This is a genomic window from Klebsiella sp. 28, from assembly GCF_018223905.1.
Classification (GTDB): Bacteria; Pseudomonadota; Gammaproteobacteria; order Enterobacterales; family Enterobacteriaceae; genus Klebsiella; species Klebsiella pneumoniae.
This window is the reverse complement of record NZ_JAGRQY010000029.1, coordinates 1-19,563: the sequence shown is the minus strand read 5'-3', so window position 1 is coordinate 19,563 and position 19,563 is coordinate 1. Positions and strand designations below refer to the sequence as shown.

Genomic DNA, 19,563 nt, shown 5'->3' with positions numbered 1-19,563 from the left:
TATGGCATTAGCAATGAAAGTCATCTCTCAAGTTGCACAGCAGCGTAAGACGCTGGAAGAAGCCGTTACCACGGCACTGGAACTGGCGGCAGGTAAATCTGATGGTGCGGAAGTTTCCGTCAGCAAAACCACGGGCATCGGCGTCAGCACCCGCTATGGCGAAGTGGAGAATGTAGAATTCAACAGCGATGGGGCATTAGGCATCACGGTTTACCATCAGAACCGCAAGGGCAGCGCCTCCTCCACCGATCTTAGCCCGGACGCTATCGCCCGCACCGTGCAGGCGGCGCTGGATATCGCCCGCTATACCTCCCCGGACCCGTTTGCCGGCGTAGCCGATAAAGATCTGCTGGCCTTTGACGCCCCGGATCTGGACCTGTTCCACCCGGCGGAGGTCTCCCCGGACGACGCTATCGAACTGGCCGCCCGCGCGGAGCAAGCGGCCCTGAAGGCCGATAAACGCATCACCAACACCGAAGGCGGCAGCTTTAACAGCCACTACGGCATCAAAGTGTTCGGCAACAGCCATGGCATGCTGCAAAGTTACTGCTCGACTCGCCACTCCCTCTCCAGCTGTGTCATTGCGGAAGATGACGGCGATATGGAGCGCGACTACGCCTACACCATTGGCCGGGCGATCGAGGATCTGCAGTCCCCGGAATGGGTCGGGGAAGAGTGCGCCCGCCGCACCCTGTCACGCCTGGCGCCGCGTAAGCTGTCGACCATGAAGGCGCCGGTTATTTTCGCCAACGAAGTGGCGACCGGGTTGTTTGGCCACCTGGTCGGAGCGATTGCCGGCGGCGCGGTCTACCGTAAATCGACCTTCCTGCTCGATTCGCTGGGCAAACAAATTTTGCCGGAGTGGCTGACCATTGAAGAGCATCCGCACCTGCTGAAAGGGCTGGCCTCCACGCCGTTCGACAGCGAAGGCGTGCGCACCGAACGTCGCGATATCGTCAAAGACGGCGTGCTGACCCAGTGGCTGCTGACCAATTACTCAGCGCGCAAGCTGGGGATGAAAAGCACCGGCCACGCCGGGGGCATCCACAACTGGCGCATTAACGGCCGCGGCCTGAGTTTTGCAAAGATGCTTAAAGAGATGGGCACCGGCCTTGTGGTTACCGAACTGATGGGGCAGGGTGTCAGTGGCGTCACCGGCGACTACTCACGCGGCGCATCCGGCTTCTGGGTAGAAAACGGCGAAATTCAATATCCTGTCAGTGAGATCACCATTGCAGGAAATCTGAAAGAAATGTGGCGTAATATCGTGACCATTGGCGATGATATTGAAACGCGCAGCAACATTCAGTGCGGTTCTGTGCTGCTGCCGGAGATGAAAATCGCCGGGCAATAACACCTGTTTGCTTAAATAATAAAAAGGAAGTGAGCAATGCGTAAAAAACTGTTAGCGATGCTGGCTGTCTCTGCTTTTGCGCTCGGTTCAGCGTCGGCCTTCGCCGACCTGGGCGAAGACATGGACACTCTGGCAGAAAACCTGCAAGTGGTACAGAAGACCTCCGACGCCGGCGAGCTGAAAGCGGCGCTGAATAAGATGCGTACCGCCGCGGTCGATGCTCAGAAAGAGACCCCGCCGAAGCTGGAAGGCAAAGCGGCCGACAGTGCTGAGATGAAAGATTACCGTCACGGTCTGGATATTCTGATCGGCCAGATCGACGGTGCGCTGAAGCTGGCGAACGAAGGCAAGGTGAAAGAGGCGCAGGCCGCCGCGGAGGAGTTTAAAACCACCCGCAATACCTATCATAAGAAGTACCGCTAACCGTTCTTTTCGGGAGGCATCAGCCGATGCCTCCCACCTGAAAGCCTACCGATATCACATTTTTCCACTCTCTTTTTCCGGCCTTTCCGCTGCCGCGGGCGCCTTGTCCACGCTCATTGTTGTGATACATCTCACGCCATAGCCGTCGTTTTTACCTTTTCCCTGTGAATATGTGGGGTCGATCACCCCTGCCGCCTCCCTTTCCACTTCGAAGTGGAAAACAACTCGCTACAAACTCCTGTCCCCCGGCGCTACCTTGATTTCCAGAGACATCAGCGGGGTAACACAAGTGAATAACGGAGCGGTAATAAACGACGTAGGGGAGCAGGCGGCGCAGACCGAACGCCTGGCTGACAAGATGTTACAGCAGGTATTCGCCCTGTTAAGCCGTCACGACATCGTCCCTAACGACGTTCAGGAGCAAATGCTGACTTCCCACGTGCGGGCCATGGCCCACCGGTCAATCAGCGGCGAACCGCTACCGGAAGTGGATGCCAGTCTGTTCGAAGAAATTTCTGAAGATTCAATGATGCTGGCCCGCGAAGTGGTCGCACAGTTCGGCAACCTGCCTGATGAAGAGGCCTGGCTGCTCTCCGTCCACTTCGAAGTCGCGAAAGATAACCTGTAAGGAGCAAAACATGGAACAAATCACTGTAGTCATTGGCGACCGTCTGGGTAAAGGCCAAAAAGTCGCCGCAGGCGCTGAAAAAGCGGGCGCACGTGCTGTGGTCGTCCCTGGCGTTGCGGCCGACATGAAGCTTGGCGACATAATGAAAGCGGAAAACGCCACCTTCGGCATCTCCTTCTGCGGCAGCGGCGGCGCCGGCGCCATCACCGCCCAGACCAAATACGGCTACAAAGCAAAATACGGTATGCGCTCTATTGATGAGGGCGTCACCGCTATCAACGAAGGCTGCAACGTGCTGGGCTTCGGCTTTATGGATAAAGAAGAGCTGGGCGAGCGGCTGGTAGAAGCCTGGAAAAAGAAATACGGCGCATAAGTATGAAAGAGCAATTCACCACCACGGTGAGGGTTGCCGGCAAAGGCGAAAGCAAATCACGGGCCTTCGCCGATGCCCTGAACCATGTGCAGGCTGCGGTGATGAAATCATCCTCGCGCATCCTACTGCGTATTGAGCCACAGGACGTGACGGTTGTTCATGCGCGCGAAGCGGTACGAAAAGAGGCGTTTCTGTTCTTCTTTTTGCGCCGTGAACGACGGACCTACAGCGTGGAGCTGGACGTCACCGTCAACGTGACCGCCATCGATCTCGATAAAGTGGATTTCGTCACGCAAACCTGATTGTTAGCAAAAGGTCTGACTATGTTCCTGATAATTTTAATAAAATCGCTTATCATCGGCGGCCTGGTCGGCGTCGGCGTGGGCGCCGGAGCGGCACGCATGTTTCATGCCCCCACCACGCAGGGGATGGGGGCGTTTCGAACCCTGGGCGAGCTGAATTCCTGTGAGGGCGATCCGGCCTCCCACTTCTCCTTTGGCCTTGGCTTCTTCTTTAACGCCTGGGCCTCTTCCGTTGCAGCAGGCTCCTTCACCCAGGATGTTGACCACCGCATTATACCCAACTGGGGCGCGGCGGCGCTGATGCTGAAAAATCGTAACGTCGGCGAAACGCTGCACGATCCGAAAAAAATGGCCATCTCCTGCGGCATCATCGGCATGATTGTCGTCGCCTTCCTCAACCTGACCGCCTCGTCCGTACCGGAAGCGCTGCAGGTGACCGCCGTTAAGGTACTGGTGCCGGCGGCAAACCTGCTGGTGAACACCGTGATGCCGGTGATCTTCTGGCTGGCGGCGATCGATGCCGGTAAAAAATCAGGCTTCTGGGCGACGATTTTCGGCGGCGCCGCGCAGCTGATTATGGGTAACGCCGTACCGGGTCTGGTGCTGGGGATCCTGATCGGTAAAGGCGTCGAAGAGAGCGGCTGGAACCGGGTGACTAAAGTGATGATGGTGGCCATCGTCGCGCTGTTTGTCCTCAGCGGCTTCTTCCGCGGCTTCGACATGAAGATGATCGAATCCTTCCATCTGACCGTGCCGAACTGGCTGGACATGATCCACAACTCACTCAGCGGCAAGTAACGGGAGCCGGATAATGGAACAGAATAAAGGTTTTTGGTATGCCGACTGGTCGTTCCCGATCTTTGTTGGCCTGCTCTCCTCCGGCGTCTTCGCCGGGACCCACATGTACTACCTGTACGGCATCGGCGCCTTTAACGAAGTGGCCTTCGTGGCGATGCTGAAGTCGGGGATTGATACCGGCGTTTACGGCGCGGTGGCGGCGTTTGGCGCCAGCTTCCTGTTCGCCCGCATCATCGAAGGGTCGCTGGTAGGGATCCTCGATATCGGCGGCGCGATACAGACCGGTATCGGTCTTGGCGTGCCGGCGCTGCTGCTCGGCGCGGGCTTTGTCTTCCCGGTGGCGAACTTCGCCGCGTCGCTGGTCACCGGCCTGGTCCTCGGCCTGGCGGTGGGCTACATCATCATTCTGGCGCGTAAGTTCACCATCAACCAGAGCGATTCCACCTACGGCGCCGACGTGATGATGGGGGCCGGTAACGCCTCCGGCCGCTTCCTCGGTCCCTTGATCATCCTCAGCGCAATGACCGCCTCGATTCCTATCGGGATTGGCTCGCTGGTTGGCGCACTGCTGTTCTACATCTGGCAGAAACCGATCACCGGCGGCGCCATCCTCGGGGCGATGATCCTCGGTTCCATCTTCCCGGTGGCGATTAGCTAAGCGCCCGATGGCGCTGCGCTTATCGGGCCTACAAGCCAGCGCGGTTTGTAGGCCGGATAAGGCGGTACGCCGCCATCCGTACACTCTTTTCATCAGGAGATAGCTATGTTTGATTTACTCCTGCGCCGCGCGCGCCTCGTCGACGATACCCTGACTGATATCGCCATTCAGGACGGGAAAATCGCGGCGCTGGGCGAGATTAGCGCGCCCTCCCGTAAAACCATTGAGCTGAACGGCAAGGTTTACGTCAGCGCTGGCTGGATTGACTCTCACGTTCACTGCTACCCGAATTCACCGATTTATCACGATGAGCCGGATAGCGTCGGCATCGCCACCGGCGTCACCACCGTGATCGATGCCGGCAGCACCGGCGCCGACGACGTCGATGACTTCTATCAACTGACCCGTAAAGCGGCGACGGAAGTTTATGCGCTGCTCAACATCTCCCGCGTCGGGCTGATTGCGCAGAATGAGCTGGCCAATATGGCCAATATCGACGCCGCCGCGGTGAAGCAGGCGGTGCAGCGTCATCCCGACTTTATCGTCGGCCTGAAGGCGCGGATGAGCAGCAGCGTGGTGGGCGAAAACGGCATTACGCCGCTGGCGCGCGCCAAGGCCATTCAGCAGGAAAACGACGATCTGCCGCTGATGGTGCACATCGGCAATAACCCGCCGAACCTCGATGAAATCGCCGATCTGCTGAGCAGCGGCGACATCATTACCCACTGCTATAACGGCAAGCCGAACCGCATTCTGAATCCTGCCGGCGAGTTGCGCAGCTCTATTACTCGCGCTCTGCAGCGCGGCGTGCGTCTCGATGTCGGCCATGGCACCGCCAGCTTCAGCTTTGAGGTGGCGCGGCGGGCGATTGCGCTGGGCATTCTGCCGCACACCATTAGCTCCGATATTTACTGCCGCAACCGGATCGACGGCCCGGTGCGCTCGCTGGCGCTGGTGATGTCGAAATTCCTCGCCATCGGCATGACGCTGCCGCAGGTGATTGACTGCGTGACCGTCAGCGCCGCAGAAGGGCTGCGCCTGTCGCGTAAAGGGCGGCTGGAAGTGGGCTTCGACGCCGATTTAACGCTATTTCGCCTGGAGCACCGGCCCACGCTGCTGGTGGATGCTGAAAAAGAGAGCCTGCAGGCTGACAACATTCTGGTGCCGCTGGCCGCGATCCGCGCGGGCAAAGGCTATCTGACCGAACAAGGGAGCGCGGAACATGCCTTCGATTTTTGAGAAATACCATTTAAAACAGGTGATTAATACTTCTGGCCGCATGACGGCGCTGGGCGTTTCCACGCCGCGCCCGGAAGTGGTTGAAGCCGCGATGGCCGGTATGAACCAGTACTTTGAAATGAAAGACCTGGTGAATAAAACCGGCGAGTACATCGCCAAACTGTTGGATGTGGAAGGGGCGACCGTGGTCTCCTGCGCGTCGGCGGGGATTGCCCAGTCGGTAGCGGCGGTGCTGGTGAAAGACAGCGACTGGCTGCTGGAGAACCTGCACGTTACGCCGATTGAAAATAACGAAATCGTGTTGCCGAAGGGCCACAACGTCAACTTCGGCGCGCCGGTTGGCACGATGGTGGCGTTGGGCGGCGGTAAGCTGGTGGAAGCGGGCTACGCCAACGAATGTTCTGCCCAACAGCTGGCGGCGGCGATCACTCCGCGCACCGCGGCGATTCTGTATATCAAATCCCACCACTGCGTGCAGAAAAGCATGCTCAACGTGGCGCAGGCCGCGGAAGTGGCGCGCCAGCATAACTTGCCGCTGATCGTCGATGCGGCGGCGGAAGAAGATCTGCAGTGCTACTACCGCATGGGCGCCGACCTGGTTATCTACAGCGGCGCGAAAGCGATTGAAGGGCCGACCAGCGGGCTGGTGATTGGCAAAACGCAGTACGTCGAGTGGGTTAAGCGCCAGTCGATGGGCATTGGCCGGGCGATGAAAGTGGGTAAAGAGGGCATTCTCGGCCTGACCTGCGCCATTGAACACTACCTGACGGCGAGCAAAGAGAGCGGCGAGCAGATGGTGGCGAAGATGACGCCGTTTATCGAACAGCTCAACGCGCTTAACGGCGTGACCGCCCGCGTGGTGTGGGACAGCGCGGGCCGCGATATCGCCCGCGCCGAAATTAAATTTGATGAAGCCACGACCGGCGTGAAGACCGGCGATCTGGTTAACGCGCTGAAGCAGGGTGAATACGCCATCTACTTCCGCGGCTATAAAGCGAATGAAGGCATTATCGAAGCCGATGTCCGCAGCGTAAACGCGGAGCAGCTGGCGGTGGTCGCTCGCCGCATCGCAGAAGTTCTGAATAAGGAGAAACAAGCATGAAACTGACCCCAAACTTTTACCGTGACCGCGTGTGCCTGAACGTCCTGGCGGGCAGCAAAGACAACGCCCGTGAAATTTACGACGCGGCGGAAGGTCACGTCCTGGTCGGCGTGCTCTCCAAAAACTATCCGGACGTCGCCAGCGCGGTGGCCGATATGCGCGACTACGCGAAGCTTATTGATAACGCGCTCTCCGTCGGGCTGGGGGCAGGCGATCCAAACCAGTCGGCGATGGTGAGCGAGATTTCTCGCCAGGTGCAGCCGCAGCACGTCAACCAGGTCTTCACCGGCGTGGCCACCAGCCGCGCGCTGCTCGGGCAGAACGAGACGGTGGTCAACGGCCTGGTCTCTCCCACCGGTACGCCGGGAATGGTGAAGATCTCCACCGGCCCGCTGAGCAGCGGCGCGGCGGATGGCATTGTGCCGCTGGAAACCGCCATCGCGCTGCTGAAAGACATGGGCGGCAGCTCCATCAAATACTTCCCGATGGGCGGCCTGAAGCACCGCGCCGAGTTTGAAGCCGTCGCCAAAGCCTGCGCCGCGCACGATTTCTGGCTCGAGCCGACCGGCGGTATCGATCTGGAAAACTACAGCGAGATCCTGAAAATCGCCCTCGATGCCGGGGTAAGCAAAATCATCCCGCATATTTACAGCTCGATTATCGATAAAGCCAGCGGCAACACCCGCCCGGCCGATGTTCGCCAGCTGCTGGAGATGACCAAACAGTTAGTTAAGTAGTGCCCTTGTCCCTCACCCTCAAAGGGTGAGGGGCAGCTTATCCCACTGAACCATCAAGGAGTTGCTATGCCTGTCGCTCGTCATCTGCTTGTCGCTTCACAGTCCCTGTTTGCCGCCGCCGCGGGCGCCGCGCAAACCCACTATGCCTGGGTAGGCACCTATAACCCCAATGGCGAAGGTCTGTATCGCTTTACCGTCGATGCCAAAACCGGCGCCCTGCGCGATAAGACGCTGGTGAGCTCGTTGCCGAATGTCGCGCAGTTAACCGTGTCGCGCGATGGCAAAACGCTGTATGCCGCCAGTGAAGTCGAAAAAGGCGTGGTGCAGGCGTGGCGCATTGAAAAGAACGGCGAGCTGACCGCGCTCAGCCAGGTCGCCTCCGGCGGCGCCGGACCGGTGTATCTCTCCCTGACGCCGGACGGTAAGCATCTGCTGGTGGCTAACTATGTCAGCGGCAGCACCGCCGTGCTACCGGTGCAAGAAGATGGTAGCCTGGCTGAGGCGGTGGACAGGCATCAGGATGAAGGCCCGGCAGGCGCCGAACGCCCGGCGGCGGCCGTCGAAGGCAGCTTCGCCATCAGCGATCACAACGGCCCGCATGCCCATATGATCGCCGCCGATCCCAGCGGGAAATACGTTTACTCTACCGATCTGGGGCTGGATCGGATCTATCAGTATCGGCTGGATAGCGCCAGCGGCAAGCTAACGCCGAACGATCCGCCGTTTATCGCCGCCTCGTCGCCGGGAGCCGGCCCGCGCCACTTCGTCTTTACGCCACAGGGCGACGGCCTGTGGCTGATTAATGAGGAAGCCTCGACGCTGACCTTCTATCATCTGGATAAGCAAAGCGGCCTGCTGCGTGAAGGCAAAACCGTCTCCGCGCTGCCGGAAGGGTATAAAGGCACCAGCTTTGCCGCCGGACTTGTGTTGAGCAACGATGGCAAACAGCTATATGTCGCCAACCGCCTGCATAACAGCATTGCCCACTTCACGGTGCTGGCCGACGGCAGCCTGAGTCACCAGGAAGATATCTGGACGCGTGGCGATTATCCCCGCACCCTGACGCTGGATAATCAGGGGCAGTGGCTGTACGTCATGAACCAGCGTAGCGATAATATTACCCGCTTCAGCGTGGCGCCGAAGGATGGCAAATTAACCTTTGCCTCCGACTATACGCCGGTCGGTAGCCCATCGCAGATGGTGATATCCGCCCAACCCTGAGCCGTAATTACAAGGAACTGACATGCGATTTCCCAACCAACGCTTAGCGCAACTCTTCACCCTGCTGCGAAATGAAACGCTGCCGCAGGATGAGCTGGCGCAACGCCTGTCGGTTTCCACCCGTACCGTGCGCGCTGATATTACCGCCCTGAATACGCTGCTGGCGCAATATGGCGCGCAGTTTATCCTTAACCGCGGCAGCGGTTATCAGCTGAAGATAGATAATCCGACGAGTTTCCAGGCGCTGGAGGAGACCGCGCCGAAGGCGCAGCACGTGCCGCGTACCGCCCAGGATCGCATCACGTTTCTGCTGGTGCGTTTCCTGACCTCGGCGTTCTCTATCAAGCTGGAAGACCTGGCGGATGAGTGGTTCGTCAGCCGCGCCACGTTGCAAAATGACATGGTTGAGGTGCGCGAGCGCTTCCAGCGCTATCAGCTGACTCTTGAAACCCGCCCGCGCCACGGCATGAAGCTGTTCGGCAGCGAGGTGTCAATTCGCGCCTGCCTGACCGACCTGCTGTGGGAGCTGACCCAGCAAGGCGATATCGCGCCGCCGATCGGCGCCGAGGCCTTTGCGGCGGAGGTGCCAGCGCTGCTGGAGCCGGTGCTGCAGGAGACGCTCACGCGGCATCATATTCGCCTCACCGACGCCGGCGAGCGCTTTGTCTGCCTGTATGGCGCGGTGGTGGTGCGCCGCGTCAGCGAAGGCTACCCGCTGGCCGATTTCAGCGCTGAAGATGTGGCGCAGAACGTCCGCGACGCCGCGCGCGAGCTGACGGGTGAGCTGCAGCGGCTGGCCGGGAAACCTTTATCGCCCGCCGAAGAAGAGTGGCTATGCGTGCATATCGCGGCCCGTCAGGTGCAGGATGTCGATCCGGAAACTATCAGCGCCGACGATGATGAAGCGCTGGTCAATTACATCCTGCGCTACATCAACAGCCAGTATAACTACAACCTGCTGGACGACGCCCAGCTGCATGCCGATCTGCTGACCCACATTAAAACCATGATTACCCGGGTGCGCTACCAGATCATGATCCCCAATCCGCTGCTGGATAACATCAAACAGCACTACCCGATGGCCTGGGATATGACCCTGGCTGCGGTCTCCAGTTGGGGGAAATATACTCCGTACACCATCAGCGAAAACGAAATCGGCTTTCTGGTGCTGCATATCGGCGTCGGGCTGGAGCGCCACTACAACATCGGCTACCAGCGTCAGCCGCAGGTGCTGCTGGTGTGCGATACCAGCAATGCGATGGTACGGATGATCGAGGCGATCCTGCAGCGTAAATATCCGCAGCTGGAGATCGCCGCTACCATCTCCCAGCGCGAGTACGAACAGCGGGACGCGATCGAGGCGGATTTCGTTATCTCAACGGTGCGGATCGGCGAAAAAGACAAGCCGGTGGTGACCATCGCGCCGTTCCCCACCGACTATCAGCTGGATCAAATCGGCAAGCTGGTGCTGGTGGACCGTACCCGTCCGTGGATGCTGAATAAGTACTTCGATGCCGCCCACTTCAGGGTGGTTGATAAGCCGATGGATCAGCAAACGCTGTTCGCCGAGCTGTGCCAGCAGCTGCTGGAGGAAGGCTTTGTCGATGCGGAGTTTCATGCTTCGGTGGTGGAACGTGAAGCGATCGTCAGCACCATGTTGGGGGATGGCATTGCGCTGCCGCACTCCCTGGGGCTGCTGGCGAAAAAGACGGTGGTTTATACCGTTATCGCCCCGCAGGGCATCGCCTGGGGCGACGAAACCGCCCATCTCATCTTCCTGCTCGCTATCAGCAAGCGCGAGTATGAAGAGGCGATGGCGATCTACGATATTTTCGTGACTTTCCTGCGCGAGCGCGCCATGAGTCGCCTCGCCGCGACCCGCAGCTTCGATGAGTTTAAAACGGTGGCGATGGAGTGCGTCAGCCGGTTTTGAGAGGCGTTTTCCAGATACGAGTGTAATTCAAATGTAATGCTATACTGCATTACAAAATTCCCTTTTCTGGAGGCATAATGGCCACGCTCAATGTTCGACTGGACGATAAACTCAAAAAAGAGGCTTATGCCGTGCTGGAGAAACTCGATATGACACCAACGGAGGCGGTACGCCTGCTGTTTCAATACATTGCGGAAAATGGCCGCATGCCGGTGAAAAGTATGACCATCAGTGATGGCGAAGCGGCGTTATTACGCACCGTTCGCGAACGGCTGGAAAACCCACGGCCAGGGGTTAAGGTGAGTCTGGATGACCTATGAACTGGAGTTTGATCCACGAGCCTGGCGCGAATGGCAGAAGCCTGGCGAGACGGTCAAAAAAACAGTTCAAAAATAAGCTCCAGCAGATTGTGCAGAATCTGCGAATTGAGTCGGCCAGGCTGAGCGATTTACCGGATTGCTACAAAATCAAGCTTAAGGCGTCAGGTTATCGGTTGGTGTATCAAGTACGAGATAGTGTGGTGGTGGTTTACGTTATTGCCATTGGCAAAAGAGAGAAAGCGGCCGTTTATCATCAGGCGAATAAACGGCTCTAAACGCTATCGCAAATGATGTACGACCTGGTTGCTGCTGCCGCGCCAGATAAGCGCCGGATCTTTCAAATCCTGCACAAACTTACCGTCAACCAGCACGTTAATCAGGTTCACCACCTGCATTTGCGCCTCATTCAGCTCATCAAGTTTATAGCCGGTCCAGACCCAGATATCTTTGCCGGGGCATTCGGCGCGCACGCGCTGAACCAGCTTTAAAATATCCGTGACGTTCTGCGGATGCAGCGGATCGCCGCCGGAGAGCGAAAGCCCCTGGCGTTTGATGCGGGTGTCGTTGAGGTCGGCGATGATACGGTCGGCCATCTCAGCGGTAAACGGCATACCGGAGTTCACCCGCCAGGTGCTTTTGTTGTAGCAGCCGGGGCACTCGTGGACGCAGCCGGAGACAAACAGGGTGCAGCGGGTGCCGGGGCCGTTGACGATGTCGACGGGGTAGTACTGGTGATAATTCATTTTCACTTCTCAATTAACGCCATAGCCGCGTTGGCTGCGCTCACTCACCCCAGTCACGTACTGAATGTACGCTCCCGGGGATTCCTTCGTTTGCCGCCTTGCTCTGACGTTAATTGCTTTGCGAAAACGAAGGAGTGCGGCCATTTCCTGGCGTCGCTGCGCTCGGCCGAGCTACAACAGTGGTAGTGGTAGCCCGGATAAGGCGCTGCGCGCCGCTATCCGGGAACGGCTCCTTAGTGGCCAAACGGCTACGGGGCCGGTCCCTTCTCCCCGTTGGGGAGAGGGTGAGGGGCTAAACCAGCTGGAATTAACCAATCTGCCCATTGCCCAGGTGCTTCACGCGGCGCTTCACTTCTTCCTGCTTGCCGGCGTTGAACGGCCGCGCGTCCGGGCTGCCGAGATAACCGCACACCCGGCGGGTAACGGAAACGCGGGCGGCGTCGTGGTTACCGCATTTCGGGCAGGTAAAGCCCTTGCTGGTGCACTCGAACTCGCCGGTAAAACCGCACTCGTAGCACTCATCGATCGGCGTATTGGTCCCGTAGTACGGCACGTGCTGATAGCTGTAATCCCACACGTCTTCCAGCGCCTTGAGGTTATGCTGGATATTCGGGTACTCGCCGTAGCAAATGAACCCCCCGTTGGCCAGCGGCGGGTACGGCGCTTCGAAATCGATCTTGTCGTACGGGTTGACCTTCTTCTCCACGTCGAGGTGGAAGCTGTTGGTGTAGTAACCTTTGTCGGTTACCCCTTCCACCACGCCAAACTCGGCGGTGTCGAGACGGCAGAAGCGATCGCACAGGTTTTCGCTCGGCGTGCTGTACAGGCTAAAGCCGTAGCCGGTTTCTTCCTTCCACAAATCGACGGCGTCGCGCAGGCGCTGGACGATGGCTACGCCTTTCTCACGCAGCGCCTCGCTGTCGTACATATGCTGGTTGCCGTACAGCGCATTGATGGTTTCATGGATACCGATATAGCCCAGAGAAATGGACGCGCGGCCGTTTTTGAAGATCTCGGAGACGTCGTCGTCGGCTTTCAGCCGCACGCCGCAGGCGCCTTCCATATACAGGATCGGCGCCACGCGAGCCTTCACTCCTTCCAGGCGGGCGATACGGGTCATCAGCGCTTTACGCGCCAGCTGCAGGCGCTCGTCCAGCAGCGCCCAGAAGGTGGCTTCATCGCCTTTCGCTTCCAGGGCGATGCGCGGCAGGTTGAGACTGATCACGCCGAGGTTATTGCGTCCATCATGCACCTGCTCGCCGTTCTCGTTTTCCCATACCCCGAGGAAGCTGCGGCAGCCCATCGGCGTTTTAAACGACCCGGTGACTTTCACCACCTGATCGTAGTTGAGGATATCCGGGTACATGCGCTTGCTGGCGCACTCCAGCGCCAGCTGTTTGATGTCGTAGTTCGGGTCGCCGAACTTATGGTTCAGGCCGTCGCGGATCGCGAACACCAGTTTCGGGAACACCGCGGTTTTGCGATTTTTACCGAGGCCGGCAATGCGGTTGCGCAGAATCGACTGCTGGATCAGCCGCGATTCCCAGCTGGTGCCAAGGCCGAACCCGAAGGTGACGAACGGCGTCTGGCCGTTGGCGGTATGCAGTGTGTTGACCTCATACTCCAGCGACTGGAAGGCGTCGTAGCACTCTTTTTCGGTACGGGCGCGGGCATAGCCTTCGGCATCCGGGATCTGCCACTCTTCGGCGATTTTGCGATGCTTTTTGAAGCTTTCGCTGACGAACGGCGCCAGCACTTCATCGATGCGGTTGATGGTGGTGCCGCCGTAAATATGGCTGGCGACCTGGGCGATGATCTGCGCCGTCACCGCGGTGGCGGTAGAGATAGACTTCGGCGGCTCGATCTCCGCGTTGCCCATCTTAAAGCCCTGGGTCAGCATGCCTTTCAGGTCGATCAGCATGCAGTTGAACATCGGGAAGAAGGGCGAGTAATCGAGGTCATGATAGTGGATCATGCCGCGCTCGTGGGCCATCACCACATCGTGGGGCAGCAGGTGCTGCCGGGCGTAGTGCTTGGCGACGATCCCGGCCAGCAGGTCGCGCTGGGTCGGGATGACTTTACTGTCCTTGTTGGCGTTTTCGTTGAGCAGCGCGGAGTTGGTCTGCTCGACGAGGCCGCGGATCTCCTGATTGAGGCGGCCGCGCTTCTCACGCTGGCTATCGCGGTCATGGCGATACTCAATGTAGGCGCGCGCCAGCTGCTTATAGGGGCCGGACATCAGCTGGTTTTCCACCGCGGTCTGGATCTCGTTGATGTCGACCTGGGCGCGGCCCTGCATTTGTTGGCTAACGACTTCTGCGACGGTGGCGCAATAGTCTGCGTCATCGACTCCCGCTGCTTTAGCTGCACGCAGAATTGCTTCCTGAATGCGCTCTGAGTTGAACGGCACTTTACAGCCATCACGTTTCATCACATGCGGTGTCATGATCACTCCATATATAGAACAGGTTATCCACAGAGGCGGAGGTTATCCCGAAGGCGCTGCACGCTACGGCTCGTGCTGTTTACCTTCGGATCTGGCCCGTTTTATCCACATCTCATCACCGCCAGACATCGACAAGATATGGTGACATAATAGACGATTAATACAACATGTTGGGCCGAGGCGCATTTTAAGTTCTATATGTAGTGATTTGCATCAAAGATGTTTGCGATTTTATTGACCCAGAACAAGGTAAAAAGGTGAGAGTACGGATGATGGGCGCTGGCGATAAATGTAAATTTAGGCGCTTAAAATATAAGCAAAAATCGAGCCCGTTCACGCATGAAACGGGCAAATATTCAGGCAATCAACGTATCGTTAAGCAGATCGACCAGCAGTAGCAGGGCATAGCGAGCCTGCTGCGGGTCAGCGGGCAGCGGCAGGATGGCGCTGGCCATATCGCCAAGGGCGTGCTGTTCCGGCGTCAGAGCAATAATGGTCACTCCCTGCGTACGCGCCTGCAAAGTGGCGCTTTGCAACACAGGGTTGGCCTCGGCAGTGGCCAGCACCAGCAGCAGATGATCGTCATTGAGGGTGCTGGCGGTCAGCCGCATCAGCGCCGCATCCTGGCAGAGATTAATCGCGATGCCGGAGGGCAGTAGCTGATGCTGGAGCAGCGCGGCCAGCGTCACGTCCTGGGCGCCAAGGGCGAAGCAGTGTACCGCACGGGCGCTCAGCAGGCGCGATTTACACTTTTCCACCGCCGCTTCCGCGGTATGGCCGAGCTGACGAGTTAGGGTAACGCCAAGGCTGCTAAGTTTGTCGCGCCAGGCGACGGGCAGGGCGGCGCTGTCCGGCGTAAGCCAGCTGGCGCGCCGTTCGCTGGCCTGCGCCAGCTGTTTACGCAGATCACGAATATCATCGCAGCCCACCGAGCGGGCGAAGCGGGTAATGGTGGCAGGGCTGACCCCCGCGCTGGCTGCCAGCTCGTCAATAGAGGCGCTGGCGGTAAAGCTTAGATTTTGTAGAATAAAGGTGGCGACGCGCGACTCCTGGGCACTAAAGCGGCGCATTCCTTCCTGCAGCTGACCTACGATATCCATCCTCATGTTCCCTTTGGCAAAACCCGTATTTGAAAATATTTTTCAATTATCGACTGTCTCTCTTTATAGCACTCACGCCGCATATTTCCTATGGTCAGAGCAGTAAAGGGTGACACCCTGGCGATAAAAATGCGCAAAAATTGAGCCTCGATCACATCGGTGAAAATTATTTTCATATAGCCTTCACTATCACACAATATTAACAATATAGTCGTCCAGGCCCTGAGGGCTGAAGCGATAACACGTAAAGGGGAAGCGCAATGCCACGAATCGTACTCTGTTGTGCCGCAGGCATGTCGACCAGCATGCTGGTGAACAAAATGAAAGCAGAAGCCCAGCAGCGTGCGCTGGCGCTGGAAATCTATGCGGTGGCGGTGGCGGAATTTGAACGCGAATTGCCACACGCCGACGTCATCCTGCTCGGGCCGCAGGTTAAATATGAAGCCGGACGGCTAACCGCGCTGGCCGCGCCGCAGGGCAAGGCGGTGGCGGTGATCGATATGGCTGACTACGGCATGATGCGCGGCTCTGCGGTGTTGGATAAAGCGCTAGCCCTGCTCGAACACTAATTTTCTCATCCCGTTTTTCATCATCATCACGTGCGGTCCTGGCGATCGCGCGCGGCGCTCTGTATGCCGAAAATCCGAAAAGAGGACACTATGCAAGCACTGAAAATTGCCGTTATCGGCGGCGGCAGCAGCTACACGCCGGAGCTTATTGAAGGGATTATCGTTCGTTACGAGCAGCTTCCGGTCACAGAGCTGGCGCTGGTAGATGTCGAATCCGGCCGGGAAAAGGTGGAGATCATCGCCGCGCTGACCCGGCGGATGCTGAAACATAAAGGGCTGGAGCAGGTGGCGGTCAGCGTCCACTTTACGCTCGATGAGGCCATCCGCGGCGCCAGCTTTGTGCTGACCCAACTGCGTGTCGGACAGCTGGCGGCGCGCGCCGCCGATGAGCGGCTGGGTCTCAAGTACCGCCTGCTGGGCCAGGAGACCACCGGCGTCGGCGGTTTTGCCAAGGCGCTGCGGACGATCCCGGTGATCCTTGAGGTGGCGCGCAAAGTGGAACAGCTGGCGCCGGAAGCGTTCATTCTCAACTTTACTAATCCGGCGGGGATCGTCACCGAGGCGGTCAGCCGCTACAGCACGGCGAAGATCATCGGCCTGTGCAACGTGCCGATCAACATGCAGCACATGATCGTCGGGATGTTGGGCGCGCAGGAGTCCGAAGTGAAATTGCGCTTTGCCGGGCTCAACCATATGGTTTGGGTGCATAAGGTGCTACAGGGGCGCGAGGATGTCACCGGCAAGGTGATCGACATGCTGTGCGACGGTAAGGCGCTGTCGATGAACAACATTAAAGAGCTGCCGTGGCCGGCGGAATTCCTGCGCGCGCTGAAGGCGATTCCGTGCCCTTATCATCGCTATTTTTGGCTGACGCCGGCGATGCTGGCGGAAGAGATTGCCGCAGCGAAAACCAAAGGCACCCGCGCCGAGCAGGTGATGAAGGTCGAGCAGGAGCTGTTTGCGCTGTACGCCGACCCGCAGCTGGAAGAAAAACCAGAGCAGCTGAGCTTTCGCGGCGGCGCCTACTACTCGGAGGTGGCCGTCGAGCTTATCAACGCGATCTACAACAACCTGGGCGCGGAGATGGTGGTGAATACCCGCAACAACGGCGCGATTCATGGCCTGGATGATGATGCGGTGGTGGAAACCAACAGCATTATTGATGCGCAAGGGGCGCGGCCGCTGGCGTTCGGCCCGCTGCCGCCGGCGATGAACGGCCTGACCCAGCAGGTAAAAGCCTTCGAGCGGTTGACGATTGAAGCCGCGGTACACGGCTGTCGCGAAAGCGCACTGCTGGCGCTGGTGACCAACCCGCTGGTCGGTAACGTCACCGATGCCCAGGCGCTGCTGGATGAAGTATTAACCATCAACCGTCAATGGCTGACGCAATTTAACTGACCGCTATTTCCCCTCGGGAGCACACCATGTCGAATACAAGCTGGATTGAACGTTACGTCATGCCGGCGGCGCTGAGAATCGCCGGGCAAAAGCACGTCCTATCGGTGCGCGACGGCATCATTCTCAATATGCCGTTTATGTTGATTGGCTCATTCTTCCTGATTTTCGCCTACCTGCCGATCCCCGGCTATGCCGATATGATGAGCAGCCTGTTTGGCGAGGTCTGGCGCGATAAAATGTTGTACCCGGTGAAAGCGACCTACGACATCATGGCGCTGATTTCCAGCTTCGGCATCGCCTACCGGCTGGCGGAGAAGTATCGCACTCTCGATCCGCTGAGCGCTGGAGCGATGTCGCTGGTGGCCTTCATGATGACGATCCCGCAGAACACGCTGTTTACGCCGGTACACGGCGCGGCGGAGGTTATTAAAGGGGTGATCCCGGTGAGCATGGTCGGCAGCCAGGGGCTGTTTGTCGCCATTGTCATTTCGCTGCTGTCGACGGAGATTTATCGTTTGGTCGCCAGCCGCAATCTCGTTATCCGCATGCCGGACGGCGTGCCGCCGGCAGTGGCGAAATCATTCCTCGCCCTGATCCCCGGCTTCTGCGTGCTGGCGGTGGTGCTGGCGCTGCGCCTGGCGGTCGAGGCCTCGCCGTTCGGCGACATCAACAGTATGATCGCCACCCTGATTGGTATTCCGATGCACCACGTCGGCGGTACGCTGCCGGGCATGATTATTTCAGTCATTTTGATTGGTATTTTGTGGACCCTGGGCCTGCACGGCGACGCGATCGTACTGGTGTTTATCCAGCCGGTATGGCTGTCGAATATGTCCGAGAACCTGACGGCCTTCCAGAACGGTCAGCCGATCCCGCATATCATTACTCAGCAGTTTTACGATCTGTGGATTGCCCCCGGAGGTACCGGCGCGCTGCTGGGGCTGGTGATTTTTATGTTGCTGCGTAGCCGTAGCCAGCAGATGAAACAGCTGGGGAAAATTGCCGCGCCCGGGGCATTGTTTAACATCAGCGAGCCGATGGTGTTTGGCATCCCGCTGGTGATGAACCCGTACTTTTTCCTGCCGTTTATTTTAACGCCGGTGCTGCTGGTGATCGTGTCCTATACCGCCATGGCGACCGGGCTGGTGGCGCCGCCCGCCGGAATCGCACTGCCGTTCACCACGCCGATCTTCATCAGCGGCTATCTGGCGACCGGAGGGCATATCTCCGGCACGGTGCTGCAGGTGGTGAATTTAGCGATTTCGCTGGTGGTCTACTATCCGTTCTTCCGCGCCTGGGATCGGCTAAAGGCAAAAGAAGAGCACGCCTCGGCGCAACCACAAGCGAGCGCTGCGATTGCTGATGCCGACCGCGCATAACTTCCAGCCTGACGAATCGTAGCCCCGGTGAGCGTTGCGCCACCGGGGAAAAGCGTTATCCCTGCAGCCACCATATCGCTTCGAACGGCCGCAGCGTCAGCCCGGTCGGGCGCGGGGTGGTCTCGGCATAGTTGCTGATGATCATCTTCCACTCGCCCGGGGCCTCAGCGGGCTGCCAGGCCTGCAGCTCGCGGCTCAGGTTAGCGGCGACTACCAGCGTTTGCCCCTGCCACTGACGACGATAGCACCACAGCGACGGATGCTCCGGCAGCAGATCCTCGTAATCACCCCAGGTCAGTAGCGGCAGGGTTTTACGCAGCGTAATCAGCTGCTGATAGGTATAAAACACCGAATCGGGGTCCGCCAGCGCCGCCTCGACGTTGATCTCCTGGTAATTATCGCCAAGGCCGATCCACGGCTCACCGTCGCTGAAGCCACCGTTCTCGCCGGCGTGCCACGGCATCGGCGTGCGGCTGTTGTCGCGCGACTTGCTGGCGAGGATCGCCAGCAGTTCGTCCGGGCTTTGCCCCTGCGCCGCACGTTCGATAAACATATTGTGGCTTTCGACGTCACGGTAATCGCTGATGCTGCTGAAGTGCGGATTGGTCATGCCGATCTCTTCGCCCTGGTAGATATAGGGCGTGCCCTGCATGCCGTGCAGCACCATCGCCAGCATCTTCGCCGCCGTCACCCGGTACTCGCCTTCGTCGCCAAAGCGCGACACGATGCGCGGCTGATCGTGGTTACACCAGAACAGCGCGTTCCACGCCCGATTGTGCATTCCCTGCTGCCAGTGGCGGAACAGCGCCTTCAGCGCCACATAGTCCGGGCGGGCGAGGG

Annotated in this window: 22 protein-coding genes and 1 pseudogene; 17 read left to right on the top strand and 6 right to left on the bottom strand. The window is 58.7% G+C overall.

Going from position 1 to position 19,563, the window contains the following annotated elements; all coding sequences use genetic code 11:
- The first annotated feature begins 1 nt into the window (after position 1).
- Positions 2–1,354, top strand: coding sequence for a metalloprotease PmbA (gene pmbA, locus KHQ28_RS05440; RefSeq protein ID WP_004152265.1), 1,353 nt, complete (start codon positions 2–4; stop codon positions 1,352–1,354).
- Positions 1,355–1,390: 36 nt separating this feature from the next.
- Positions 1,391–1,777: a cytochrome b562 gene (cybC, locus tag KHQ28_RS05435; protein WP_002886893.1), complete on the top strand. Its 387-nt coding sequence runs from the start codon at positions 1,391–1,393 to the stop codon at positions 1,775–1,777.
- A gap of 54 nt (positions 1,778–1,831) precedes the next feature.
- Here the strand turns inward: cybC and KHQ28_RS05430 are convergent, their stop codons facing one another.
- Positions 1,832–1,963 (bottom strand): hypothetical protein, encoded by a 132-nt coding sequence (locus KHQ28_RS05430; RefSeq protein WP_014908079.1) that lies wholly within the window; start codon positions 1,961–1,963, stop codon positions 1,832–1,834.
- Between the two features lie 103 nt (positions 1,964–2,066).
- Here KHQ28_RS05430 and KHQ28_RS05425 point away from each other — a divergent pair, with 103 nt between their 5' ends.
- The 12 genes and pseudogenes from KHQ28_RS05425 (at position 2,067) to KHQ28_RS05370 (ending at position 11,363) form a co-directional block, all read left to right on the top strand.
- Entirely contained in the window at positions 2,067–2,405 is a 339-nt protein-coding gene (locus tag KHQ28_RS05425) for a PRD domain-containing protein (protein ID WP_002886894.1), read from the top strand.
- A gap of 10 nt (positions 2,406–2,415) precedes the next feature.
- Positions 2,416–2,778 carry an SFCGS family glycine-rich protein gene (locus KHQ28_RS05420; protein ID WP_002886895.1) on the top strand — a complete coding sequence of 121 codons (363 nt, stop codon included), beginning with the start codon at positions 2,416–2,418 and terminating at the stop codon, positions 2,776–2,778.
- A gap of 2 nt (positions 2,779–2,780) precedes the next feature.
- Positions 2,781–3,080, top strand: coding sequence for a DUF4312 family protein (locus KHQ28_RS05415; RefSeq protein ID WP_002886896.1), 300 nt, complete (start codon positions 2,781–2,783; stop codon positions 3,078–3,080).
- 21 nt (positions 3,081–3,101) lie between these two features.
- Entirely contained in the window at positions 3,102–3,878 is a 777-nt protein-coding gene (locus tag KHQ28_RS05410) for a DUF4311 domain-containing protein (protein WP_002886897.1), read from the top strand.
- Between the two features lie 13 nt (positions 3,879–3,891).
- Positions 3,892–4,536 carry a DUF4310 family protein gene (locus KHQ28_RS05405; protein ID WP_004152267.1) on the top strand — a complete coding sequence of 215 codons (645 nt, stop codon included), beginning with the start codon at positions 3,892–3,894 and terminating at the stop codon, positions 4,534–4,536.
- A 105-nt stretch (positions 4,537–4,641) separates the two neighbouring features.
- Positions 4,642–5,775 (top strand): amidohydrolase/deacetylase family metallohydrolase, encoded by a 1,134-nt coding sequence (locus KHQ28_RS05400; protein WP_004152268.1) that lies wholly within the window; start codon positions 4,642–4,644, stop codon positions 5,773–5,775.
- The gene (locus KHQ28_RS05395; RefSeq protein ID WP_004210640.1) at positions 5,759–6,877 is read left to right on the top strand and encodes a DgaE family pyridoxal phosphate-dependent ammonia lyase; all 1,119 of its coding nucleotides are present in this window, start codon (positions 5,759–5,761) and stop codon (positions 6,875–6,877) included. Before KHQ28_RS05400 ends, KHQ28_RS05395 begins: the two co-directional genes overlap by 17 nt.
- Positions 6,874–7,614, top strand: coding sequence for a KDGP aldolase family protein (locus tag KHQ28_RS05390; RefSeq protein ID WP_002886899.1), 741 nt, complete (start codon positions 6,874–6,876; stop codon positions 7,612–7,614). The genes KHQ28_RS05395 and KHQ28_RS05390 overlap by 4 nt, the downstream gene beginning before the upstream one ends.
- Positions 7,615–7,680: 66 nt before the next feature.
- Positions 7,681–8,835, top strand: coding sequence for a lactonase family protein (locus tag KHQ28_RS05385; RefSeq protein WP_032418147.1), 1,155 nt, complete (start codon positions 7,681–7,683; stop codon positions 8,833–8,835).
- 22 nt (positions 8,836–8,857) lie between these two features.
- Positions 8,858–10,768 (top strand): transcription antiterminator, encoded by a 1,911-nt coding sequence (locus KHQ28_RS05380; RefSeq protein ID WP_004152270.1) that lies wholly within the window; start codon positions 8,858–8,860, stop codon positions 10,766–10,768.
- 77 nt (positions 10,769–10,845) lie between these two features.
- Positions 10,846–11,088: a type II toxin-antitoxin system RelB/DinJ family antitoxin gene (locus tag KHQ28_RS05375; protein WP_002886901.1), complete on the top strand. Its 243-nt coding sequence runs from the start codon at positions 10,846–10,848 to the stop codon at positions 11,086–11,088.
- Positions 11,078–11,363, top strand: a pseudogene (locus tag KHQ28_RS05370) (type II toxin-antitoxin system RelE/ParE family toxin). Before KHQ28_RS05375 ends, KHQ28_RS05370 begins: the two are co-directional and overlap by 11 nt.
- A gap of 3 nt (positions 11,364–11,366) precedes the next feature.
- Here KHQ28_RS05370 and nrdG read toward each other — a convergent pair.
- The 4 genes from nrdG to KHQ28_RS05350 form a co-directional block, all read right to left on the bottom strand.
- The gene (nrdG, locus tag KHQ28_RS05365; protein ID WP_032418146.1) at positions 11,367–11,831 is read right to left on the bottom strand and encodes an anaerobic ribonucleoside-triphosphate reductase-activating protein; all 465 of its coding nucleotides are present in this window, start codon (positions 11,829–11,831) and stop codon (positions 11,367–11,369) included.
- A gap of 307 nt (positions 11,832–12,138) precedes the next feature.
- On the bottom strand, positions 12,139–14,277 hold the full coding sequence (gene nrdD, locus KHQ28_RS05360; protein WP_032418145.1) for an anaerobic ribonucleoside-triphosphate reductase: 2,139 nt from the start codon (positions 14,275–14,277) through the stop codon (positions 12,139–12,141).
- A gap of 356 nt (positions 14,278–14,633) precedes the next feature.
- Positions 14,634–15,377, bottom strand: coding sequence for a MurR/RpiR family transcriptional regulator (locus KHQ28_RS05355; protein ID WP_002886905.1), 744 nt, complete (start codon positions 15,375–15,377; stop codon positions 14,634–14,636).
- A gap of 2 nt (positions 15,378–15,379) precedes the next feature.
- Complete coding sequence (locus tag KHQ28_RS05350) at positions 15,380–15,553, bottom strand: hypothetical protein (RefSeq protein WP_032103426.1); 174 nt, start codon at positions 15,551–15,553, stop codon at positions 15,380–15,382.
- 84 nt (positions 15,554–15,637) lie between these two features.
- Here KHQ28_RS05350 and KHQ28_RS05345 point away from each other — a divergent pair, with 84 nt between their 5' ends.
- The 3 genes from KHQ28_RS05345 to celB all read left to right on the top strand — a co-directional run bounded on the left by KHQ28_RS05345 (position 15,638) and on the right by celB (position 18,723).
- Positions 15,638–15,946, top strand: a complete 309-nt coding sequence (locus tag KHQ28_RS05345; RefSeq protein WP_004186703.1) for a PTS sugar transporter subunit IIB — start codon at positions 15,638–15,640, stop codon at positions 15,944–15,946.
- Between the two features lie 90 nt (positions 15,947–16,036).
- Positions 16,037–17,344 carry a 6-phospho-beta-glucosidase gene (locus KHQ28_RS05340; protein WP_032419419.1) on the top strand — a complete coding sequence of 436 codons (1,308 nt, stop codon included), beginning with the start codon at positions 16,037–16,039 and terminating at the stop codon, positions 17,342–17,344.
- 26 nt (positions 17,345–17,370) lie between these two features.
- On the top strand, positions 17,371–18,723 hold the full coding sequence (celB, locus tag KHQ28_RS05335) for a PTS cellobiose transporter subunit IIC (RefSeq protein ID WP_004146783.1): 1,353 nt from the start codon (positions 17,371–17,373) through the stop codon (positions 18,721–18,723).
- 55 nt (positions 18,724–18,778) lie between these two features.
- Here the strand turns inward: celB and KHQ28_RS05330 are convergent.
- Positions 18,779–19,563 (bottom strand): alpha-amylase family glycosyl hydrolase (locus KHQ28_RS05330; RefSeq protein WP_211777572.1); only part of this gene is annotated, 785 nt, incomplete at its 5' end.

Bases quoted from the DNA above. Each gene is read 5' to 3' on its own strand.
- KHQ28_RS05345 (WP_004186703.1), top strand. From the start codon at position 15,638: ATGCCACGAATCGTACTCTGTTGTGCCGCAGGCATGTCGACCAGCATG.
- KHQ28_RS05410 (WP_002886897.1), top strand. From the start codon at position 3,102: ATGTTCCTGATAATTTTAATAAAATCGCTTATCATCGGCGGCCTGGTC.
- KHQ28_RS05415 (WP_002886896.1), top strand. From the start codon at position 2,781: ATGAAAGAGCAATTCACCACCACGGTGAGGGTTGCCGGCAAAGGCGAA.
- KHQ28_RS05390 (WP_002886899.1), top strand. From the start codon at position 6,874: ATGAAACTGACCCCAAACTTTTACCGTGACCGCGTGTGCCTGAACGTC.
- KHQ28_RS05355 (WP_002886905.1), bottom strand. From the start codon at position 15,377: ATGGATATCGTAGGTCAGCTGCAGGAAGGAATGCGCCGCTTTAGTGCC.
- celB (WP_004146783.1), top strand. From the start codon at position 17,371: ATGTCGAATACAAGCTGGATTGAACGTTACGTCATGCCGGCGGCGCTG.
- nrdD (WP_032418145.1), bottom strand. From the start codon at position 14,277: ATGACACCGCATGTGATGAAACGTGATGGCTGTAAAGTGCCGTTCAAC.
- nrdG (WP_032418146.1), bottom strand. From the start codon at position 11,831: ATGAATTATCACCAGTACTACCCCGTCGACATCGTCAACGGCCCCGGC.
- KHQ28_RS05380 (WP_004152270.1), top strand. From the start codon at position 8,858: ATGCGATTTCCCAACCAACGCTTAGCGCAACTCTTCACCCTGCTGCGA.
- KHQ28_RS05375 (WP_002886901.1), top strand. From the start codon at position 10,846: ATGGCCACGCTCAATGTTCGACTGGACGATAAACTCAAAAAAGAGGCT.
- KHQ28_RS05385 (WP_032418147.1), top strand. From the start codon at position 7,681: ATGCCTGTCGCTCGTCATCTGCTTGTCGCTTCACAGTCCCTGTTTGCC.
- pmbA (WP_004152265.1), top strand. From the start codon at position 2: ATGGCATTAGCAATGAAAGTCATCTCTCAAGTTGCACAGCAGCGTAAG.
- KHQ28_RS05350 (WP_032103426.1), bottom strand. From the start codon at position 15,553: ATGAAAATAATTTTCACCGATGTGATCGAGGCTCAATTTTTGCGCATT.
- KHQ28_RS05340 (WP_032419419.1), top strand. From the start codon at position 16,037: ATGCAAGCACTGAAAATTGCCGTTATCGGCGGCGGCAGCAGCTACACG.
- KHQ28_RS05420 (WP_002886895.1), top strand. From the start codon at position 2,416: ATGGAACAAATCACTGTAGTCATTGGCGACCGTCTGGGTAAAGGCCAA.
- KHQ28_RS05405 (WP_004152267.1), top strand. From the start codon at position 3,892: ATGGAACAGAATAAAGGTTTTTGGTATGCCGACTGGTCGTTCCCGATC.
- KHQ28_RS05400 (WP_004152268.1), top strand. From the start codon at position 4,642: ATGTTTGATTTACTCCTGCGCCGCGCGCGCCTCGTCGACGATACCCTG.
- cybC (WP_002886893.1), top strand. From the start codon at position 1,391: ATGCGTAAAAAACTGTTAGCGATGCTGGCTGTCTCTGCTTTTGCGCTC.
- KHQ28_RS05395 (WP_004210640.1), top strand. From the start codon at position 5,759: ATGCCTTCGATTTTTGAGAAATACCATTTAAAACAGGTGATTAATACT.